The organism is Pseudomonas sp. NBRC 111124 (assembly GCF_001320245.1).
Taxonomy (GTDB): Bacteria; Pseudomonadota; Gammaproteobacteria; order Pseudomonadales; family Pseudomonadaceae; genus Aquipseudomonas.
Genome location: NZ_BCBA01000005.1, coordinates 34,375 through 51,476, shown reverse-complemented (window position 1 = coordinate 51,476; position 17,102 = coordinate 34,375). Strand labels below are relative to the sequence as shown.

Genomic DNA, 17,102 nt, shown 5'->3' with positions numbered 1-17,102 from the left:
AAACGTTTGCAAATAACCTAAAGGTATGATTGACAGCGCCGATACAACTTTTCGCAGTGAAGGTTCCTACGTTATTCCGTAAAAATCTTACAAATTCATAAAACGGTCATTTTGGATTTATAGGATTGTCATTATCCTGTAGCGCAGGGGCGTCTTAGACCAAAGTCGAGAAATGTTTAGAAATGATTGACTAAATGGTCACGCTTTGGGGCTAATCGCCCATCCACGGTAGAGCGGGGCAACAGATCCTGCCGCCAGAGATACACAAGAATTAGAACGTAGAGGAGCAAAACATGTACAAGTCCAGCCTGGCTCTGGCCGTGGCAGTGGGGGTTTTCGCCCAAGCAGCAGGTGCCGCCGGTTTCGTCGAAGACAGCAAACTGTCGCTGAGCTCGCGCACCATGTACTTCAACAACGACAACCGTGATGGTGGCGCTGACAACCGTGAGTCGGGTCAGGGCTTCAAGCTCGACTACATCTCCGGTTTCACTCCAGGCACCGTTGGTTTCGGTGTAGACGCCCAGGCCCTGTGGGGTATTCACCTGGATGGCGGCAAAGGCCACCACCCTGATGTCGGCACCTTCTTCCCAAGCGACAGCGACGGTTCGGCCGTAGACCAGTGGGCACGCTTCGGCGCCAACGCCAAGGCCCGCTTCTCGAAGACCGAGGTTCACTTCGGTAGCGCCCTGGCGCCAAACCTGCCGATCCTGGTCTCCAACGACGGTCGTCTGCTGCCGCAGACCTTCGAGGGTGGCACCATCCAGTCGAAGGAAATCGACAACCTGACCGTCAACGCCGGTCAGCTGACCCACGCCATGGGCCGTGCTTCGAGCAACCGCACCGGTCTGTCGGTCGCGGGCGCTACTGCCGACAGCAACAAGTTCCGCTACGGCGGCCTGGATTACAAGCTCACTCCAGACCTGACCCTGCAGTATTACTACTCGAACCTGGAAGACTTCTACAAGCAGCACTTCCTGGGTGCGACCCACGTCTTCAAGATCGCTGACGACCAGTCGTTCAAGACCGACCTGCGCTACTTCGACAGCAGCAGCGACGGCAACAACGGTCACGGCGGCGGCTACAACTTCAACAACAACGGCGGCTACGCCAAGAACACTGGCAAGATCGACAACAAGACCTGGTCTGCCATGTTCACCTACACCCTGGGTGGCCACGCGCTCATGCTCGGTCGTCAGCAAGTCAGCGACGACGGCGGTTTCGTCTGGCTGAACCAGGGTAACGTTGTTGATGGCAACAACCGTCCTGAAGGCGCCGGTGGTTCCAGCTTCTACCTGTTCACCGACAGCATGATCAACCAGTTTGCCCGTGCCGGTGAGAACACCAACTTCGGTCAGTACTCCTATGACTTCGCCTCGCTGGGCGTTCCAGGCCTGAAGGCCTCGATTGCCTACCTGCGCGGTGACGACATTCGCTACAAGAGCGGCCACGGCACCTACAACGAGTGGGAACGTGACGCACGCGTCGACTACACCATTCAGGAAGGCACCCTCAAAGGCCTGGGCTTCAGCCTGCGTCAGGGCGTCTACCGTGGCGGTAGCAACGAGGCCAGCGCCGACCAGGATCAGGCTCGCTTCATCGTGAACTACACTTACAGCTTCCTGTAAGCCGTAGCCACATAGAAAGCCTCGCCTAGTGCGAGGCTTTTTTGTGGCCACAATTCGGTATGCGCAAAAGTTATAAATAAATCATTATTTATTCTTTTTATTTCTCATCGAATACAGGCACATTGAATCCATAAGGCAGAACACAGCCCAGAACACAGCATAGGAGCCGTACCCATGAGCCTCAAACTCGGCGACATCGCCCCGGACTTCGAGCAGGAATCCAGTGAAGGCAAGATCCGCTTCCACGAATGGCTGGGCAACAGCTGGGGTGTGCTGTTCTCCCACCCGGCGGACTTCACCCCGGTGTGCACCACCGAACTGGGCCTGACCGCCAAGCTCAAGGAAGACTTCGCCAAGCGCGGCGTGAAGGCTATCGCCCTGTCGGTCGACCCGGTCGATTCGCACCACAAGTGGATCGAGGATATCAACGAGACCCAGAACACTGTGGTCAACTTCCCGATCATTGCCGACGCCGACCGCAAGGTCTCCGACCTCTACGACCTGATTCACCCCAATGCCAACGACACCCTTACCGTGCGTTCGCTTTTCGTCATCGACCCGAACAAGAAGGTGCGCCTGACCATTACCTATCCGGCCAGTACCGGGCGCAACTTCAACGAGATCCTGCGGGTGATCGATTCGCTGCAGCTCACCGACAACCACAAGGTCGCCACACCAGGTAACTGGCAGGACGGCGATGAGGTGGTGATCGTGCCCTCGCTGAAGGACGAAGACGAGATCAAGCAGCGCTTCCCGAAAGGTTATCGGGCAGTGAAACCCTATCTGCGGCTGACCCCGCAACCTAATCGTTGATGAATTCCTCGTTGCATTGCTCTTAGCCATAGCAGGGATTTTCGGGCCGTTTCGACGGCCCTTTTTTATGCCTGTGGGAATAAGGTCGGATAAATCCAAAAAGGAATAAACAAATGAAAAAATATGATTTCTAGATATATGTGCAGGCTGGTAATGTCACTCCAACAGAACACAAGGCAACGCCGACACCACTGACCGGCCGCGCCATTCGCTCCACCACCTTACTCGCCCGTCAACGAGGCAAGCAGGTGCAACCCGAACCTCAATCGCACAGGAGAGCGCCATGCGCACAGTCTTCTTGCGTCGTGGTCTGGTCGCCCTGTTTGCGGCGGCTGTGTCCTTCGGCGCCATCACCCAAGCCCAGGCCGAGAGCCTGCGTATCGGTTATCAGAAATACGGCACCCTGGTGCTGCTCAAGGCCAAGGGCACGCTGGAGAAGCGCCTGGCCGAGCAGGGCGTGCAAGTGCAGTGGACCGAGTTCCCTGGCGGCCCGCAGCTGCTCGAAGGGCTCAACGTCGGGTCCATCGACTTCGGTGTCACCGGCGAGACCCCACCGGTATTCGCCCAGGCTGCTGGCGCCGATCTGCTCTACGTAGCCTACGAGCCGCCAGCGCCGCACAGCGAAGCCATCCTCGTGCCGAAGGGCTCGCCGGTCCAGTCGGTGAAAGAGCTCAAAGGCAAGAAAGTCGCCCTCAACAAAGGCTCCAACGTTCACTACCTGCTGGTCCGCGCCCTGGAAGATGCCGGCCTCAATTACAGCGACATCCAGCCCGTCTACCTGCCCCCTGCCGATGCCCGTGCCGCTTTCGAACGTGGCAGTGTCGATGCCTGGGTGATCTGGGACCCGTACCAGGCGGCCGCCGAGCAACAATTGCAGGCCCGTACCCTGCGTGATGGCAAGGGCTTGGTCGACAACCACCAGTTCTACCTGGCTACCCGCAACTACGCCACCCAGCACCCGGCAGTCATCAGCACCCTCATCGACGAAGTACGCGCCGTGGGCCAGTGGTCTCAGGCCAACCCGCAGGAGGTCACCGATCAGGTCGCGCCGCTGCTAGGCCTGCCCGCCGACATCACCCTGACCTCGGTTAAACGCCAGGGCTACGGTGCCCAGCCGCTCACCCCGCAAGTGGTGGCCGCTCAACAGAAGATTGCCGACACCTTCCAGGCGCTCAAGCTGATTCCCAAGCCGCTGAGCATCAAGGACGTGATCTGGACACCCCCAGCCAAGGTCGCCACCGCGCCTTGATTGATTCGCCTGCGCCAGGGCGCCGCCCTGGCCCTCGCCACCCTTGAGGAGACAACTCCAATGAGCCTTAACATTTTCTGGTTCCTCCCTACCCACGGTGACGGCAAGTACCTGGGCACTTCCGACGGCGCCCGCGCGGTCGATCACGGTTACCTGCAGCAGATCGCCCAGGCCGCCGACCGCCTTGGCTTCGGCGGTGTGCTGATCCCTACCGGGCGCTCCTGCGAGGACTCCTGGCTGGTGGCGGCGTCGCTGATTCCGGTGACCCAGCGCCTGAAGTTCCTGGTCGCCCTGCGCCCAGGCATCATTTCGCCAACCGTGGCTGCACGCCAGGCTGCGACCCTTGATCGCTTGTCCAACGGCCGTGCGCTGTTCAACCTGGTGACCGGTGGCGACCCGGACGAGCTGGCCGGTGACGGCCTGCACCTGAACCATCAGGAGCGCTACGAAGCCTCGGTCGAGTTCACGCGTATCTGGCGCAAGGTGCTGGAAGGCGAGAACGTCGACTACGACGGCAAGCACATTCAGGTGAAGGGCGCCAAGCTGCTCTATCCGCCCATTCAGCAACCGCGTCCGCCGCTGTACTTCGGTGGCTCCTCCGAAGCCGCCCAGGACCTCGCCGCCGAGCAGGTCGAGCTGTACCTGACCTGGGGTGAGCCGCCGAGCGCTGTTGCCGAGAAGATCGCCCAGGTGCGTGAAAAGGCTGCCGCTCAGGGCCGCGAGGTCCGCTTTGGCATCCGCCTGCATGTCATCGTGCGCGAAACCAACGAGGAAGCCTGGGCGGCCGCAGACAAACTGATCTCGCACCTGGACGACGACACCATCGCCCGTGCCCAGGCCTCGCTGGCCCGTTTCGACTCGGTCGGCCAGCAGCGCATGGCAGCCCTGCACAAGGGCAACCGCGACAACCTGGAAGTCAGCCCCAACCTCTGGGCCGGTGTCGGCCTGGTGCGTGGCGGTGCAGGTACGGCGCTGGTCGGCGACGGCCCGACCGTGGCTGCGCGGGTCAAGGAATACGCCGAGCTGGGTATCGATACCTTCATCTTCTCCGGTTACCCACACCTGGAAGAGTCGTATCGGGTTGCCGAACTGCTGTTCCCGCACATCGATGTGCAACGCCCGGAGCAGCCCAAGACTGGCGGCTACGTGAGCCCGTTCGGGGAAATGGTCGCCAACGACATCTTGCCCAAGTCCGTCGCGCAGAGCTGAGGGCCGGGCCATGAGTCGTACAACTTCCACCACCCTGAGCCAGCGCCTGGCGCCGTGGGCACTGCCGGTGCTGCTGCTGGCGGCCTGGCAGCTGGCGGTCAGCGCCGGCTGGCTGTCGACCCGCATCCTGCCGGCGCCGAGCGCGGTGGTCAGCGCCGGTGTCGAGCTGGTGCGCAGCGGCGAGATCTGGACCCACTTGGCCATCAGTGGCTGGCGCGCCGGGCTGGGCTTCGTGATTGGCGGCAGCATTGGCCTGGTGCTGGGCTTCATCACTGGCCTGTCGAACTGGGGCGAACGCCTGCTCGACAGCTCGGTGCAGATGATCCGCAACGTGCCACACCTGGCGCTGATCCCGCTGGTCATTCTGTGGTTCGGTATCGACGAGTCGGCAAAGATCTTCCTGGTCGCGCTGGGCACCTTGTTCCCGATCTACCTGAATACCTACCACGGCATCCGCAATGTCGACCCGGCACTGGTAGAGATGGCCCGCAGCTACGGCCTGTCCGGCTTCGGCCTGTTCCGCCAGGTGATCCTGCCTGGGGCGCTGCCGTCGATCCTGGTCGGCGTGCGTTTCGCGCTGGGTTTCATGTGGCTGACGCTGATCGTTGCCGAGACCATTTCGGCCAACGCCGGTATCGGTTACCTGGCCATGAATGCCCGTGAATTCCTGCAGACCGACGTGGTGGTACTGGCGATCGTTCTGTACGCCGTACTGGGCAAACTCGCCGACCTCGCCGCCCGCGGCCTGGAACGGGTATGGCTGCGCTGGCACCCGGCCTACCAGGTAGCCAAGAAGGAGGGCGCATGATGACGGTGCTCAAAGAACAGCCGCCGCGCCTGCTGCGTGGCATCCCACTGGCCGCCAACGGCCTGCGCAAGGCCTTCGGCCAGCGTGAAGTGCTGAAGGGCATTGACCTGCACATCCCGGCCGGTCAGTTCGTCGCCATCGTCGGCCGCAGTGGCTGCGGCAAGAGCACCTTGCTGCGCCTGCTGGCCGGGCTCGATCTGCCGACCTCCGGCGAGTTGCTCGGCGGTGCCGCGCCGTTGAGTGCGGCCCGCGAGGAAACCCGCCTGATGTTCCAGGATGCACGCTTGCTGCCCTGGAAGAAGGTGATCGACAACGTCGGCCTGGGCCTGCGCGGTGACTGGCGCCAGCGTGCACTGGATGCCCTGGAGGCGGTCGGCCTGGCCGATCGCGCCCATGAATGGCCGGCGGCGTTGTCCGGTGGCCAGAAGCAGCGTGTGGCCCTAGCCCGCGCCCTGATCCACCAACCGCGCCTGTTGCTGCTGGACGAGCCGCTGGGCGCGCTGGATGCGCTGACCCGCATCGAGATGCAGCAACTGATCGAACGCCTGTGGCGTCAGCACGGCTTCACCGTGTTGCTGGTGACCCACGACGTCAACGAGGCGGTGGCCGTTGCCGATCGGGTGATCCTGATCGAGGACGGCGAAGTCGGCCTGGACCTCACCGTCGACCTGGCAAGGCCAAGGGCGCGTGGTTCACACCGCCTGGCCGCGCTGGAAAGCGAAGTGCTCAACCGCGTTCTATCAGTACCGGGCATCCCGCCCGAGCCGGACCCTGTAGCCCCTTTGCCCACGCAGTTGCGTTGGGCGCACTGAATGACTCACCTACCAGACTGAAGCCAACGAGAAGGAATCAAGCCATGACCATCAAAGCCATCAACGTCCGTAACCAGTTCAAAGGCACCGTGAAAGAAATCCTCGAAGGCCCGGTACTGTCGGAAATCGACGTGCAGACCGCCTCGGGTGTCGTCACCTCGGTCATCACCACCCGCTCCGTGCGTGAGCTGGAGCTGCAAGTAGGCAGCGAAGTGATTGCCTTTGTGAAATCGACTGAAGTGTCCATCGCCAAGCTGTGATGCACTTCGTGACTGGGGCTGCGTTGCAGCCCTTCGCGGGTAAACCCGTTCCCACAGGTACTGTGCAGGTATCAGCGTTTGCGCGGCCCCTGTGGGAGCGGGTTTACCCGCGAAGGGGCCTGAACGCAGCCCCAAAATCTCAGCTGGAACGCTTTGCCAGAAACGGCGGCAGGTAGAGACCGAGATAGGCCTCGAACACCCGCTTGCCTTCCTCTGCCATGCGCGCGGTGATTGCCTCATGCAATTGCACCGACCGCGCATACACCCTGTCACTCAACTCCATGGCCAAGGCAAACACGTCCACATCCGTCGGCATCACCGGCAAGTGGAAGTGCTGGTCGAACAGCTTGTGCATCAGGTCGCCCAGCTCCATGTCGTGCTGTCGATCGGCCTGTACGACTTCACTGAGCCCATGCTGGGCCAGGATCAACTGCCGCGCTGCGGCATCCTCGTTGTAGATGTCGAGCATGCGCTGCTCGATCAATCGCGACAGCTCATGCCAAGTGGCAAACGCGCTGCTGTCGATTGGCGCACTCAATGCCTCGCGAAAGGCCCGGTGCACATCGGCGGTCAGCGCCTCCAGCAAGGCCGGGACGCTGGCGAAGAAGTGATACACCGACGACGGTGGAATCTGCGCACGCTCGGCCACGCTGTAGATCGACAGACCCGTCACCCCTTGTTCGGCCAGCAGCTCACGTGCGCAGGCCAGGATCGCTTCGATTCTGGCCTGGCTGCTGGCGCGTGGCTTGCGTGGGGTGGCGGTGCGGGTCATCAGTTGCTGATCGCCAGGATGCTGGCTTGGTAAGCGCCGACGAACAGGTCAAAGTCACCCACTTCCTCCTGCTCCAGCTCGGACTGCTTGGCCAGTGACTCGCGTGCCAGGGTCTCGAAGGCCTGTTGCTGTTCGACCGACAGCGGTTGCTCGCGGAAGGTCTCGGCGTGCAGGCGGCTTTGGCGCAAGGAGAACTGGATGAAGGTCTCGTCGTGCTCGGTCATGCGCGCCAGTACTTGGGCCGACGGGGTCAGCGAGGCATCGTCGACCTTGGCCTGTTGTGCAGCCAGGGCCTTGGCGTGATCGTCACCGCCCTGGGTCTGATCGAGCAGGCTGGCCAACTGACCGATGCGACCGATAAGCTCGGTGGCCCACTCGCGCAGGCCGACCGGCTGGCCGTTGCGGTGCAGCTCCAGGCCCGGACGGCGGCCTTCCTTGACCACGGTAAGGAAGTTGTCGGTGCACTGGCCGCATTCGCCGTTGTTCAGCTGCGGGCTCTCTTCGAGGGCGCAGAACAGCAGGAACGCGTCGAGGAAGCGCGCTTCGGTCAGGTCGATGCCCACCGGCAGGAACGGGTTGATGTCCAGGCAGCGCACTTCGACATACTGCACACCGCGCGAGGACAGGGCCTGGATCGGCCGCTCGCCGGTGTAGGTGACGCGTTTTGGGCGGATGTTCGAGTAGTACTCGTTTTCGATCTGCAGGATGTTGGTATTCAGCTGTACCCATTCGCCATCCACGTGCGTGCCGACTTCCACATAAGGCGGGTAGGGCGTGCCCACCGCCTTGCGCAAGCTGTCGGTGTAGCTGGCGAGGTTGTTATAGCAGGGCGTGAGGCCGGCCTGGGCATTGCTCTGGTAACCCAGGTCGCTCATGCGCAAGCTGGTGGCGTAGGGCAGGTACAGGGTTTCGGCATCCAGCTCTTCGAGCTGATGCGGGCGGCCCCGCAGGAAGCCTTTGTCCAGTGCCGGCGAGGCGCCGAACAGGTACATGAGCAACCAGCTGTAGCGGCGGAAGTTGCGGATCAGTGCAATGTACGCCGAAGACTGGTAATCGCGGTCGCTTTCCTCGCTGCCTTCGGCAGCGCGCAGCAGCGGCCACAGCGCTTCTGGCAGCGAGAAGTTGTAGTGAATGCCGGCGATGCACTGCATGGTGCGGCCGTAACGCAGGGCAAGGCCTTTGCGGTACACGTGCTTGAGCTTGCCGATGTTCGAGGTGCCGTACTCGGCGATCGGGATGTCCTCCTCGGCCGGCAGCGTGCAAGGCATCGACGGGCTCCACAGGTATTCGTCGCCAAGCTTGCTGTAGACGAAGCGGTGGGTCTGTTCGAGGCTTTCGAGCACCTTGGCTGGGTCGGCCAGGGCCGGAGTGATGAACTCCAGCAGCGACTCGGAATAATCGGTGGTGATCTGCTCGTTAGTCAGCGCCGACCCCAGTGCTTCGGGATGCGGGGTCTGGGCCAGGCGACCTTCGTCGGTCACGCGCAGGCATTCGCGCTCAATACCGTGCAGGCACTGCTTGAGCAGGGGAAGATTGGCGCCGAGCAGGCTCAGGCGGCGGTTGAGGAGGTCGCTCAAGATGTATTCCTTCACGCGTCAGTCGCCCCAATATGGGGGTAGAGCTGACGGTCTACAAGGGTAGGAAGAAAGGAACTGGCGTTGTCGCCTGGTTTACGCGGTTCCGGCAGTGCCAGCGCACTGCCGAAAAATACCGCAGATACCCCTTGGTGAGCTAGAGAACTGCGAAGGTTCCTTGCGCTTTCGCTACCAGTTTGTCGCCTTGAACTACGTCGGCGTCGACCACCAGAGTGCGGCGCCCGGCGTGCAGTACACGGGCGGTGCACAGCACTTCGCCGTCGCTGATGGCGCGCATGTAGTTGATCTTGCACTCGATGGTCACGCTCTGCTGGTCGAAGCCGTGACTGGTCGAGCAAGCCAGGCCCATGGCGATATCCACCAGGCTGAAGATCGCCCCGCCGTGCAGCTTCTGGCCGCGGTTGCGCAGCTGCGGTTCGAGCGCCAGCGCTACCTCGGCAACGCCTGTATCCAGGCGTTGCACGCGGCAACCAAGAAGCTGGCTGTAGGCGCTTTGGACCAAGTCCTGGGGAATGTCCATCACTTCTTCTTCAGCTGCTTGGCGTTGGCGAACAGCGAGGCCATGGCGTTGTTGGCCGGGGCCGCAGTGGCGGTTTCACGCTGGCGCGGTGCCTGCTGTTGGCGGTTGCCGCCGTTGCCCCGGTTGCCGCCACGGTTGCCTTCGACCTTTTCACCCGGGGTGTCGCCCATGCGCATGGACAGGCCGACGCGCTTGCGTGGGATGTCCACTTCCATGACCTTGACCTTGACCACGTCGCCAGCCTTGACCGCTTCACGTGGGTCCTTGATGAATTTCTCCGACAGCGCCGAGATGTGCACCAGGCCGTCCTGGTGCACGCCGATGTCGACGAAGGCGCCGAAGTTGGTGACGTTGGTCACCACGCCTTCGAGGATCATGCCTGGCTCCAGGTCCTTGAGGTCCTCGACGCCATCCTGGAAGGTGGCGGTCTTGAACTCGGGGCGCGGGTCGCGGCCAGGCTTGTCCAGCTCCTGCAGGATGTCGGTGACGGTCGGCAGGCCGAAGGTCTCGTCGGTGAACTGCTTCGGGTCCAGGCGCTTGAGGAAGCCGCTGTCGCCGATCAGCGAGCGGATGTCGCGCTCGGTGCCGGCAGCGATGCGCTGCACCAGTGGATAGGCCTCAGGGTGTACGGCGGAGGCGTCGAGCGGGTTGTCGCCGTTCATCACGCGCAGGAAGCCGGCGGCTTGTTCGAAGGTTTTTTCGCCCAGGCGGCTGACCTTTTTCAGCGCCGCGCGGGTGGCGAACGGGCCGTTGGCGTCGCGGTGGGCAACGATGTTCTGTGCCAGCGTAGCGTTGAGGCCGGAAATACGGGTCAGCAGCGCCACCGACGCAGTGTTGACGTCGACGCCCACGGCGTTCACACAGTCCTCGACCACGGCGTCCAGGCCGCGGGCCAGCTTGATTTGCGAGACGTCGTGCTGGTACTGGCCGACCCCGATGGATTTCGGGTCGATCTTCACCAGCTCGGCCAGCGGGTCCTGCAGGCGGCGGGCGATCGACACGGCGCCACGGATCGACACGTCCAGGTCCGGGAATTCACGGGCGGCCAGTTCCGACGCCGAGTACACCGAAGCGCCGGCTTCGGAGACCATGATCTTGGTGATCTTCAGGGCTGGGTACTTCTTCACCAGCTCGGCCACCAGCTTGTCGCTCTCGCGGCTGGCGGTGCCGTTGCCGATGGCGATCAGCTCCACCGAGTGTTTGGCGCACAGGGCGGCCATGATGGCGATGGTGCGGTCCCAGTCGTTCTTCGGCGCGTGCGGGTAGACCGTGGTGTAGTCCAGCAGCTTGCCGGTGGCATCGACCACGGCGATCTTGCAGCCGGTGCGCAGGCCCGGGTCGAAGCCCAGGGTGGCGCGCGGGCCGGCCGGGGCGGCCAGCAGCAGGTCGTGCAGGTTGTGAGCGAAGACGTTGATCGCTTCGCTTTCGGCGTTGTCGCGCAGCTCGCCGAACAGGTCGGTTTCCAGGTGAGTGTAGAGCTTGACCTTCCAGGTCCAGCGCACCACCTCGCCCAGCCACTTGTCGGCCGGGCGGCTGCGGTTTTCGATACCGACGTGGTTGCCGATCATCACTTCGCACGGGTGCAGGGTGCCAGGCAGCTCTTCGCCGACCTTGAGCGAGGCGCTCAACACGCCTTCATTGCGCCCGCGGAAGATCGCCAGGGCACGGTGCGAAGGCGCAGTGCGCAGCAGTTCATCATGGGCGAAGTAGTCGCGGAACTTGGCGCCTTCTTCTTCCTTGCCGGCCACCACGCGGGCGCTGAGCACCGCTTCCTGCTTGAGGAAGTTGCGCAGCTTCTCGAGCAGGGCGGCGTCTTCGGCAAAGCGCTCCATGAGGATGTACTTGGCGCCTTCCAGCGCAGCCTTGACGTCGGCCACGCCTTTTTCAGCATCGACAAAACGTGCGGCTTCGCTTTCCGGAGCCAGGTTCGGGTCGTTGAACAGGCCGTCGGCCAGCTCGCCGAGGCCGGCTTCCAGGGCGATCTGGCCCTTGGTGCGGCGCTTCTGTTTGTAGGGCAGGTACAGGTCTTCGAGGCGGGTCTTGGTGTCGGCCAGCTTGATCTCGCGGGCCAACTCCGGGGTCAGCTTGCCCTGTTCCTCGATGCTGGACAGGATACTGGCGCGGCGCTCGTCGAGTTCGCGCAGGTAGCGCAGGCGCTCTTCCAGGTGGCGCAGCTGGGTGTCGTCGAGGCTACCGGTCACTTCCTTGCGGTAACGGGCGATGAAGGGCACGGTCGAGCCTTCGTCCAACAGGCCCACGGCCGCCTCGACCTGCTGGGGGCGTACGCCCAGTTCCTCGGCGATACGGCTGTTGATGCTGTCCATGTAAACCACCTGACATTTGTGAATACGGGGGGCGCCGGTGGGCCTTCGGCCCGGTGGCGCTGGATGAAAGCCGCGCATTATACCCATCGCAAACGGCTTGCGGTGATGGCGCCCAGCCAGCCGGAACTGGCGCCCGGGGAAAAATCTGCTAACAATGCTCACGCAACGTGCAGCTATGGCTACGCCATAATGCGCGGCGAAATCAGAGGAGTTATTCATGACCGGCACCCACAACACCGCTGAAGGTGACAAGATTCTCATCGTCGACGACGATCCGGGGCTCAGCAGCCTGCTGGAACGTTTCTTCACCAGCAAGGGCTACCGTGCCCGTGCGGTGCCCAACACCGAACAGATGGACCGCTTGCTGCAGCGTGAGGTGTTCAACCTGGTGGTGCTCGACCTGATGCTGCCGGGCGAGGACGGCCTGTCCGCGTGCAAGCGCCTGCGCCAGTCGAACAACCAGATCCCGATCATCATGCTCACCGCCAAGGGTGACGAGCTCAGCCGCATCAAGGGCCTGGAGCTGGGTGCCGACGACTACCTGGGCAAGCCGTTCAATCCGGACGAATTGATGGCGCGGGTCAAGGCCGTGCTGCGCCGCCAGTCGCCGAGCGTGCCGGGCGCCCCGGGCACCGAGGACGAGTCGGTCACCTTCGGCGACTACGAGCTGTCGTTGGCCACCCGCGAACTCAAGCGTGGCGACGAAGTGCACATGCTCACCACCGGCGAGTTCGCCGTGCTCAAGGCACTGGTGATGCACGCCCGTGAGCCGCTGACCCGCGACAAACTGATGAACCTGGCCCGTGGCCGCGAATGGGATGCCCTGGAGCGCTCCATCGACGTGCAGATCTCGCGCCTGCGCCGCATGATCGAGCCGGACCCGTCCAAGCCCCGCTACATCCAGACGGTGTGGGGCGTTGGTTACGTGTTCGTACCAGACGGAAACGCAGGCAAATGATGCTTCGTCGTCGATGAAAACACCGCTCTGGTTTCCGCAAAGCTTCTTCGCCCGCACGTTGTGGCTGGTGCTGATCGTTGTCCTGTTCTCCAAGGCACTGACGCTGGTCTACCTGCTGATGAACGAGGACGTGCTGGTCGATCGGCAGTACAGCCACGGTGTCGCGCTGACCCTGCGCGCCTATTGGGCGGCGGATGAAGAGAACCGCGAAAAGATCGCCGAAGCCGCAGGGCTGATCCGGGTCACAGGTTCCGGCGTACCGGAGGGTGAACAGCACTGGCCATACAGCGAGATCTACCAGCGCCAGATGCAGGCCGAACTGGGTGAAGACACCGAAGTACGCCTGCGCATCCATGCGCCGCCTGCCTTGTGGGTGAACGCACCGAGCCTGGGCCCGGGTTGGCTGAAGGTGCCGTTGTACCCGCACCCGCTGCGTGGGCAGAAGATCTGGAACGTGCTGGGCTGGTTCCTGGCCATCGGCTTGTTGTCGACCGCCTCTGCATGGATTTTCGTGCGTCAGCTCAACCAACCGTTGAAGCGCTTGGTATTCGCCGCCCGGCAATTGGGGCAGGGCCGCAGCGTGCGCCTGCCGATCAGCGACACGCCCAGCGAGATGACCGAGGTCTACCGCGCCTTCAACCAGATGGCCGAGGATGTCGAACAGGCCGGCCGGGAGCGGGAGCTGATGCTGGCGGGGGTTTCCCATGACCTGCGTACGCCGCTCACGCGCCTGCGCCTGTCGTTGTCGTTATTGAACAGCGACAGCGAGCTGAGTGACGACATGGTCCGCGATATCGAGGACATGGACGCGATTCTCGACCAGTTCCTGGCGTTCATTCGCGATGGGCGGGACGAGCCGGTCGAAGAGGTCGACCTGGCCGACCTGGTGCGTGAAGTGGTGGCACCGTACAACCAGCCGGAAGAACGCGTGCGCCTGTGTCTGGAGCCGATTCCGCCGTTCCCGCTGCGCCGGGTTTCGCTCAAGCGCATGCTTGGCAACCTGATTGGTAATGCTCTGCATCATGCTGGCAAGGGCGTCGAGGTGGCGGCCTATGTATCGGGTGACGAGAGCGCGCCGTATGTGGTGCTCAGCGTGCTGGATCGGGGTACCGGGATCGACGAATCGGAGCTGGAAACCATCTTCAACCCGTTTATCCGCGGGGACCGAGCCCGAGGCGGCAAGGGGACCGGGCTGGGCTTGGCGATCGTCAAACGGATCGCGGCCCAGCATGGCGGGAATGTCGAGTTGCGTAACCGCTCCGGTGGCGGGATCGAAGCGCGTGTGCGGTTGCCGTTGGGGCTGTTGTTGCCGCGCAATGCTGTGTGAGGTTTTCCGGCCTCTTCGCGGCTTTAGCCGCGAGGAGGCCGGTGCAGGCCGGATCAGCCTTTACCTTTGGTCCGGGTCTGATTCGGCCCGCCATTCTTCTCCAGGTGCTCGATGATCATCCCGGCCACATTTTTGCCGGTGGTCACTTCGATCCCTTCCAGCCCAGGCGACGAGTTCACTTCCATCACCAATGGCCCGTGGTTCGAGCGCAGGATATCCACCCCCGCCACGCTCAGCCCCATCACCTTGGCGGCACGAATGGCGGTCATGCGCTCTTCCGGGGTGATCTTGATCAGGCTGGCCACTCCGCCGCGATGCAGGTTGGAGCGGAACTCCCCGGGCTTGGCCTGGCGTTTCATTGAGGCAATCACCTTGTCGCCCACCACGAAGCAGCGGATATCCGCACCGCCGGCCTCCTTGATGTACTCCTGAACCATGATGTTCTGCTTCAGCCCCATGAACGCCTCGATCACCGATTCGGCGGCCTTGGTGGTCTCGCACAGCACTACGCCGATACCTTGAGTGCCTTCGAGGACCTTGATCACCAGCGGTGCGCCGTTGACCATCTGGATCAAGTCGGGGATGTCGTCAGGCGAGTGGGCGAAGCCCGTGATCGGCAGGCCGATGCCGCGACGCGACAGCAATTGCAGTGAACGCAGCTTGTCACGTGAGCGGGCGATCGCCACCGACTCATTGAGCGGGTAAACGCCCATCATCTCGAACTGGCGCAGCACCGCGCAGCCGTAGAAGGTCACTGAGGCACCGATGCGCGGGATCACCGCATCAAACCCCTCCAGCGGCTTGCCGCGGTAGTGGATCTGCGGCTTGTGGCTGGCGATGTTCATGTAGGCCCGCAGGGTGTCGATCACCACCATTTCATGGCCCCGCTGAGTACCGGCTTCGACCAGGCGGCGGGTGGAATACAGACGCGGATTGCGCGACAGCACAGCGATCTTCATGCAGCACCTGTGACAGGGGAAAGGGTGGCCGGATAGGCCGGTTTGTCTTGCACGTATTTCAAGCCAGGGTTGACCACCAGTTGGCCATGGATGAGCGCCTTGGAGCCAAGCAGCAGGCGATAGCGCATGTTCTTGCGGCAGGCCAGGGTGAACTCGACTTCCCAGACGGCGTCGCCCAAGGCCAGCGTGGTACGGATCACGTAGCGGGTCTGGGCCTGCCCGTTGGAGCTCTTGATGGTCTTCATGGTCACCAGTGGCGCCTCACAGCGGCGGTGGCGCAACTGCACCACCGAGCCGAGGTGGGCGGTGAAGCGTACCCAGGATTGGCCGTCACGCTCGAACGGTTCGACCTCCGTGGCATGCAGGCTGGAGGTGCTGGCGCCGGTATCGATCTTGGCGCGCAGGCCCGCCACACCCAGGTCGGGCAGGGCCACCCACTCGCGTAGGCCGATCACTGTCAGATGGTCAAATTTCTTCACGAAGCACACCCTGGGGATAAGGTGGTGAACTGTAAGCACGGCGGGGACTTTTTGCATCCGTCAGTTACGGTAGTACAGTTCGATGAAAGACAGAATTCGAGGAAACGAGATGGCACAAAAAGCCGAGGACGATGACAAGGTCCGCCTGGATAAATGGTTGTGGGCCGCACGGTTCTACAAGACCCGTGCGCTGGCCAAGGCAGCGATCGAAAGCGGCAAGGTGCATTGCCGCGGCGAGCGCTGCAAGCCGGGCAAGGAGCCGCGGGTTGGGGATGAGTTCGTGCTGCGTACTGGCTTCGATGAGCGCACCGTGGTGGTCAAGGGGCTGTCGACCGTACGGCGCGGGGCGCCTGAGGCGCAGGCGTTGTATGCAGAAACTGAAGAAAGCGTGCGTCGCCGCGAGCAGGCTGCTGAGATGCGCAAGGCAGGGTCGATGGGCGTGACGACCGATGGTCGGCCGACCAAGAAGCAGCGGCGGCAGATTCACCAGCTGCATGGGAGCTTTGAATAGTTGGGGCCGCACAGCAGCCCCAGCGCTTTAGCGGATCACCGCCAGTCGTCCGACCAACGGTAGCTTGGCCGCGATTGCAAACAACGGCGCCGTCCAGCGCAGCAGCAAGGCACTGCCCTTGGCCGCCAGCGGCGTATGGCAGCTCCAGCCCAACGCCAGCACTGCCATCAGCAGGCCGCCGATGTAATCGTCCTGCCCCCAGTGCGCCCCGGCCACCAGTCGCGGCAGCATGAACAGCAAGGCAAGGCCCCAGACCACCAGGTGCTGCACCAGACGTCGGCTGAACAGGCTCATGAACAAGGCCCAGATCAGCAATACCGAGGCGTGATCGCCAGGGAAACTGTTGCTGGAACGGTCCTTTAGCTCCCACGCTTTTTCCAGGTTCGGGTAGTAGCTGCTGAGGTGCACCACGTTGTCGAACACCATCGATGGGCTGTCATGTTGCCAGCCCATTGCATCCACCCACTTGGAAAACAGCGCGCGAATCACCACTAATAGGAGCAGCGTGACCAAAAAGCCAAAGAAGGCTTCACGAACCTGGCTGGCCTTGAACACCCAATCGCCTCGGATCAGCACGGCCAGAAGGATCAGGCCGACGACGATATCAAAGGGGCGCAGACTGCCGACGGTCCAGATATAGCGCCAGGTCGTGTTGTCGGCCAAGGGCGTATTGAGGCTATGGAACAGCCACTCGTCGAAAGTCAGGCACAGGATCTGGCCAATAGGCCATAACCAGAAACACAGTAGAGCGATGGGAAGCAGCGTACAGGCTGCCAATGGCCCCCAGGACCACCTTGCTTGGAACAGTGGTCGATTGTCCATAAAATACCTCTATTGCCAACGGGAATGAGAGTGCCTTGTGAGCGCTCTACCACGGGATC

The 17,102-nt window shown here is 62.6% G+C and carries 17 protein-coding genes; 10 read left to right on the top strand and 7 right to left on the bottom strand.

Features of this window, described 5'->3' with window-relative positions:
* Positions 1 to 293 precede the first annotated feature (293 nt).
* From APH28_RS03015 to APH28_RS02985, 7 genes are all read left to right on the top strand, one after another.
* Complete coding sequence (locus APH28_RS03015; RefSeq protein ID WP_060507566.1) at positions 294 to 1,625, top strand: OprD family porin; 1,332 nt, start codon at positions 294 to 296, stop codon at positions 1,623 to 1,625.
* A 174-nt stretch (positions 1,626 to 1,799) separates the two neighbouring features.
* Entirely contained in the window at positions 1,800 to 2,438 is a 639-nt protein-coding gene (locus tag APH28_RS03010) for a peroxiredoxin (RefSeq protein ID WP_060507565.1), read from the top strand.
* Between the two features lie 283 nt (positions 2,439 to 2,721).
* A complete protein-coding gene (locus tag APH28_RS03005; protein WP_060507564.1) occupies positions 2,722 to 3,687 on the top strand; it encodes a sulfonate ABC transporter substrate-binding protein in 966 nt (321 codons plus the stop codon).
* A 60-nt stretch (positions 3,688 to 3,747) separates the two neighbouring features.
* The gene (gene ssuD, locus APH28_RS03000; protein WP_060507563.1) at positions 3,748 to 4,896 is read left to right on the top strand and encodes an FMNH2-dependent alkanesulfonate monooxygenase; all 1,149 of its coding nucleotides are present in this window, start codon (positions 3,748 to 3,750) and stop codon (positions 4,894 to 4,896) included.
* 10 nt (positions 4,897 to 4,906) lie between these two features.
* Entirely contained in the window at positions 4,907 to 5,704 is a 798-nt protein-coding gene (ssuC, locus tag APH28_RS02995; protein WP_060507562.1) for an aliphatic sulfonate ABC transporter permease SsuC, read from the top strand.
* On the top strand, positions 5,704 to 6,516 hold the full coding sequence (gene ssuB / locus APH28_RS02990) for an aliphatic sulfonates ABC transporter ATP-binding protein (protein ID WP_060507561.1): 813 nt from the start codon (positions 5,704 to 5,706) through the stop codon (positions 6,514 to 6,516). The genes ssuC and ssuB overlap by 1 nt, the downstream gene beginning before the upstream one ends.
* A 44-nt stretch (positions 6,517 to 6,560) precedes the next feature.
* Positions 6,561 to 6,776: a molybdopterin-binding protein gene (locus APH28_RS02985; protein WP_027595183.1), complete on the top strand. Its 216-nt coding sequence runs from the start codon at positions 6,561 to 6,563 to the stop codon at positions 6,774 to 6,776.
* Positions 6,777 to 6,915: 139 nt separating this feature from the next.
* On the opposite strand, the gene APH28_RS02980 is transcribed toward APH28_RS02985, so the two are convergent.
* The 4 genes from APH28_RS02980 to APH28_RS02965 all read right to left on the bottom strand — a co-directional run bounded on the left by APH28_RS02980 (position 6,916) and on the right by APH28_RS02965 (position 11,987).
* On the bottom strand, positions 6,916 to 7,548 hold the full coding sequence (locus APH28_RS02980; RefSeq protein WP_060507560.1) for a TetR/AcrR family transcriptional regulator: 633 nt from the start codon (positions 7,546 to 7,548) through the stop codon (positions 6,916 to 6,918).
* Positions 7,548 to 9,125 carry a glutamate--cysteine ligase gene (gene gshA / locus APH28_RS02975; RefSeq protein WP_177334211.1) on the bottom strand — a complete coding sequence of 526 codons (1,578 nt, stop codon included), beginning with the start codon at positions 9,123 to 9,125 and terminating at the stop codon, positions 7,548 to 7,550. Before gshA ends, APH28_RS02980 begins: the two co-directional genes overlap by 1 nt.
* A gap of 154 nt (positions 9,126 to 9,279) precedes the next feature.
* Positions 9,280 to 9,663: a PaaI family thioesterase gene (locus APH28_RS02970; RefSeq protein WP_060507558.1), complete on the bottom strand. Its 384-nt coding sequence runs from the start codon at positions 9,661 to 9,663 to the stop codon at positions 9,280 to 9,282.
* A complete protein-coding gene (locus APH28_RS02965; protein ID WP_060507557.1) occupies positions 9,663 to 11,987 on the bottom strand; it encodes a Tex family protein in 2,325 nt (774 codons plus the stop codon). Before APH28_RS02965 ends, APH28_RS02970 begins: the two co-directional genes overlap by 1 nt.
* A gap of 217 nt (positions 11,988 to 12,204) precedes the next feature.
* On the opposite strand from APH28_RS02965, the gene ompR reads away from it, so the two are divergent.
* Both ompR and APH28_RS02955 read left to right on the top strand, forming a co-directional pair.
* The gene (ompR, locus tag APH28_RS02960; protein ID WP_060507556.1) at positions 12,205 to 12,945 is read left to right on the top strand and encodes a two-component system response regulator OmpR; all 741 of its coding nucleotides are present in this window, start codon (positions 12,205 to 12,207) and stop codon (positions 12,943 to 12,945) included.
* A 13-nt stretch (positions 12,946 to 12,958) separates the two neighbouring features.
* Complete coding sequence (locus APH28_RS02955) at positions 12,959 to 14,272, top strand: ATP-binding protein (RefSeq protein ID WP_060507555.1); 1,314 nt, start codon at positions 12,959 to 12,961, stop codon at positions 14,270 to 14,272.
* A gap of 53 nt (positions 14,273 to 14,325) precedes the next feature.
* Here the strand turns inward: APH28_RS02955 and rimK are convergent, their stop codons facing one another.
* Positions 14,326 to 15,231, bottom strand: a complete 906-nt coding sequence (gene rimK / locus APH28_RS02950) for a 30S ribosomal protein S6--L-glutamate ligase (protein ID WP_015268602.1) — start codon at positions 15,229 to 15,231, stop codon at positions 14,326 to 14,328.
* Positions 15,228 to 15,710 (bottom strand): ATP-dependent zinc protease, encoded by a 483-nt coding sequence (locus APH28_RS02945; protein ID WP_060507554.1) that lies wholly within the window; start codon positions 15,708 to 15,710, stop codon positions 15,228 to 15,230. The genes rimK and APH28_RS02945 overlap by 4 nt, the downstream gene beginning before the upstream one ends.
* Before the next feature lie 109 nt (positions 15,711 to 15,819).
* Here APH28_RS02945 and APH28_RS02940 point away from each other — a divergent pair, with 109 nt between their 5' ends.
* A complete protein-coding gene (locus APH28_RS02940; RefSeq protein WP_060507553.1) occupies positions 15,820 to 16,221 on the top strand; it encodes an RNA-binding S4 domain-containing protein in 402 nt (133 codons plus the stop codon).
* Positions 16,222 to 16,248: 27 nt separating this feature from the next.
* Here APH28_RS02940 and APH28_RS02935 read toward each other — a convergent pair whose 3' ends face one another.
* The gene (locus APH28_RS02935) at positions 16,249 to 17,043 is read right to left on the bottom strand and encodes a phosphatase PAP2 family protein (protein ID WP_060507552.1); all 795 of its coding nucleotides are present in this window, start codon (positions 17,041 to 17,043) and stop codon (positions 16,249 to 16,251) included.
* Positions 17,044 to 17,102: the final 59 nt, after the last annotated feature.

Bases quoted from the DNA above. Each gene is read 5' to 3' on its own strand.
- APH28_RS03015 (WP_060507566.1), top strand. From the start codon at position 294: ATGTACAAGTCCAGCCTGGCTCTGGCCGTGGCAGTGGGGGTTTTCGCC.
- APH28_RS03010 (WP_060507565.1), top strand. From the start codon at position 1,800: ATGAGCCTCAAACTCGGCGACATCGCCCCGGACTTCGAGCAGGAATCC.
- APH28_RS03005 (WP_060507564.1), top strand. From the start codon at position 2,722: ATGCGCACAGTCTTCTTGCGTCGTGGTCTGGTCGCCCTGTTTGCGGCG.
- ssuD (WP_060507563.1), top strand. From the start codon at position 3,748: ATGAGCCTTAACATTTTCTGGTTCCTCCCTACCCACGGTGACGGCAAG.
- ssuC (WP_060507562.1), top strand. From the start codon at position 4,907: ATGAGTCGTACAACTTCCACCACCCTGAGCCAGCGCCTGGCGCCGTGG.
- ssuB (WP_060507561.1), top strand. From the start codon at position 5,704: ATGACGGTGCTCAAAGAACAGCCGCCGCGCCTGCTGCGTGGCATCCCA.
- APH28_RS02985 (WP_027595183.1), top strand. From the start codon at position 6,561: ATGACCATCAAAGCCATCAACGTCCGTAACCAGTTCAAAGGCACCGTG.
- APH28_RS02980 (WP_060507560.1), bottom strand. From the start codon at position 7,548: ATGACCCGCACCGCCACCCCACGCAAGCCACGCGCCAGCAGCCAGGCC.
- APH28_RS02970 (WP_060507558.1), bottom strand. From the start codon at position 9,663: ATGGACATTCCCCAGGACTTGGTCCAAAGCGCCTACAGCCAGCTTCTT.
- APH28_RS02965 (WP_060507557.1), bottom strand. From the start codon at position 11,987: ATGGACAGCATCAACAGCCGTATCGCCGAGGAACTGGGCGTACGCCCC.
- ompR (WP_060507556.1), top strand. From the start codon at position 12,205: ATGACCGGCACCCACAACACCGCTGAAGGTGACAAGATTCTCATCGTC.
- APH28_RS02955 (WP_060507555.1), top strand. From the start codon at position 12,959: ATGAAAACACCGCTCTGGTTTCCGCAAAGCTTCTTCGCCCGCACGTTG.
- rimK (WP_015268602.1), bottom strand. From the start codon at position 15,231: ATGAAGATCGCTGTGCTGTCGCGCAATCCGCGTCTGTATTCCACCCGC.
- APH28_RS02940 (WP_060507553.1), top strand. From the start codon at position 15,820: ATGGCACAAAAAGCCGAGGACGATGACAAGGTCCGCCTGGATAAATGG.
- APH28_RS02935 (WP_060507552.1), bottom strand. From the start codon at position 17,043: ATGGACAATCGACCACTGTTCCAAGCAAGGTGGTCCTGGGGGCCATTG.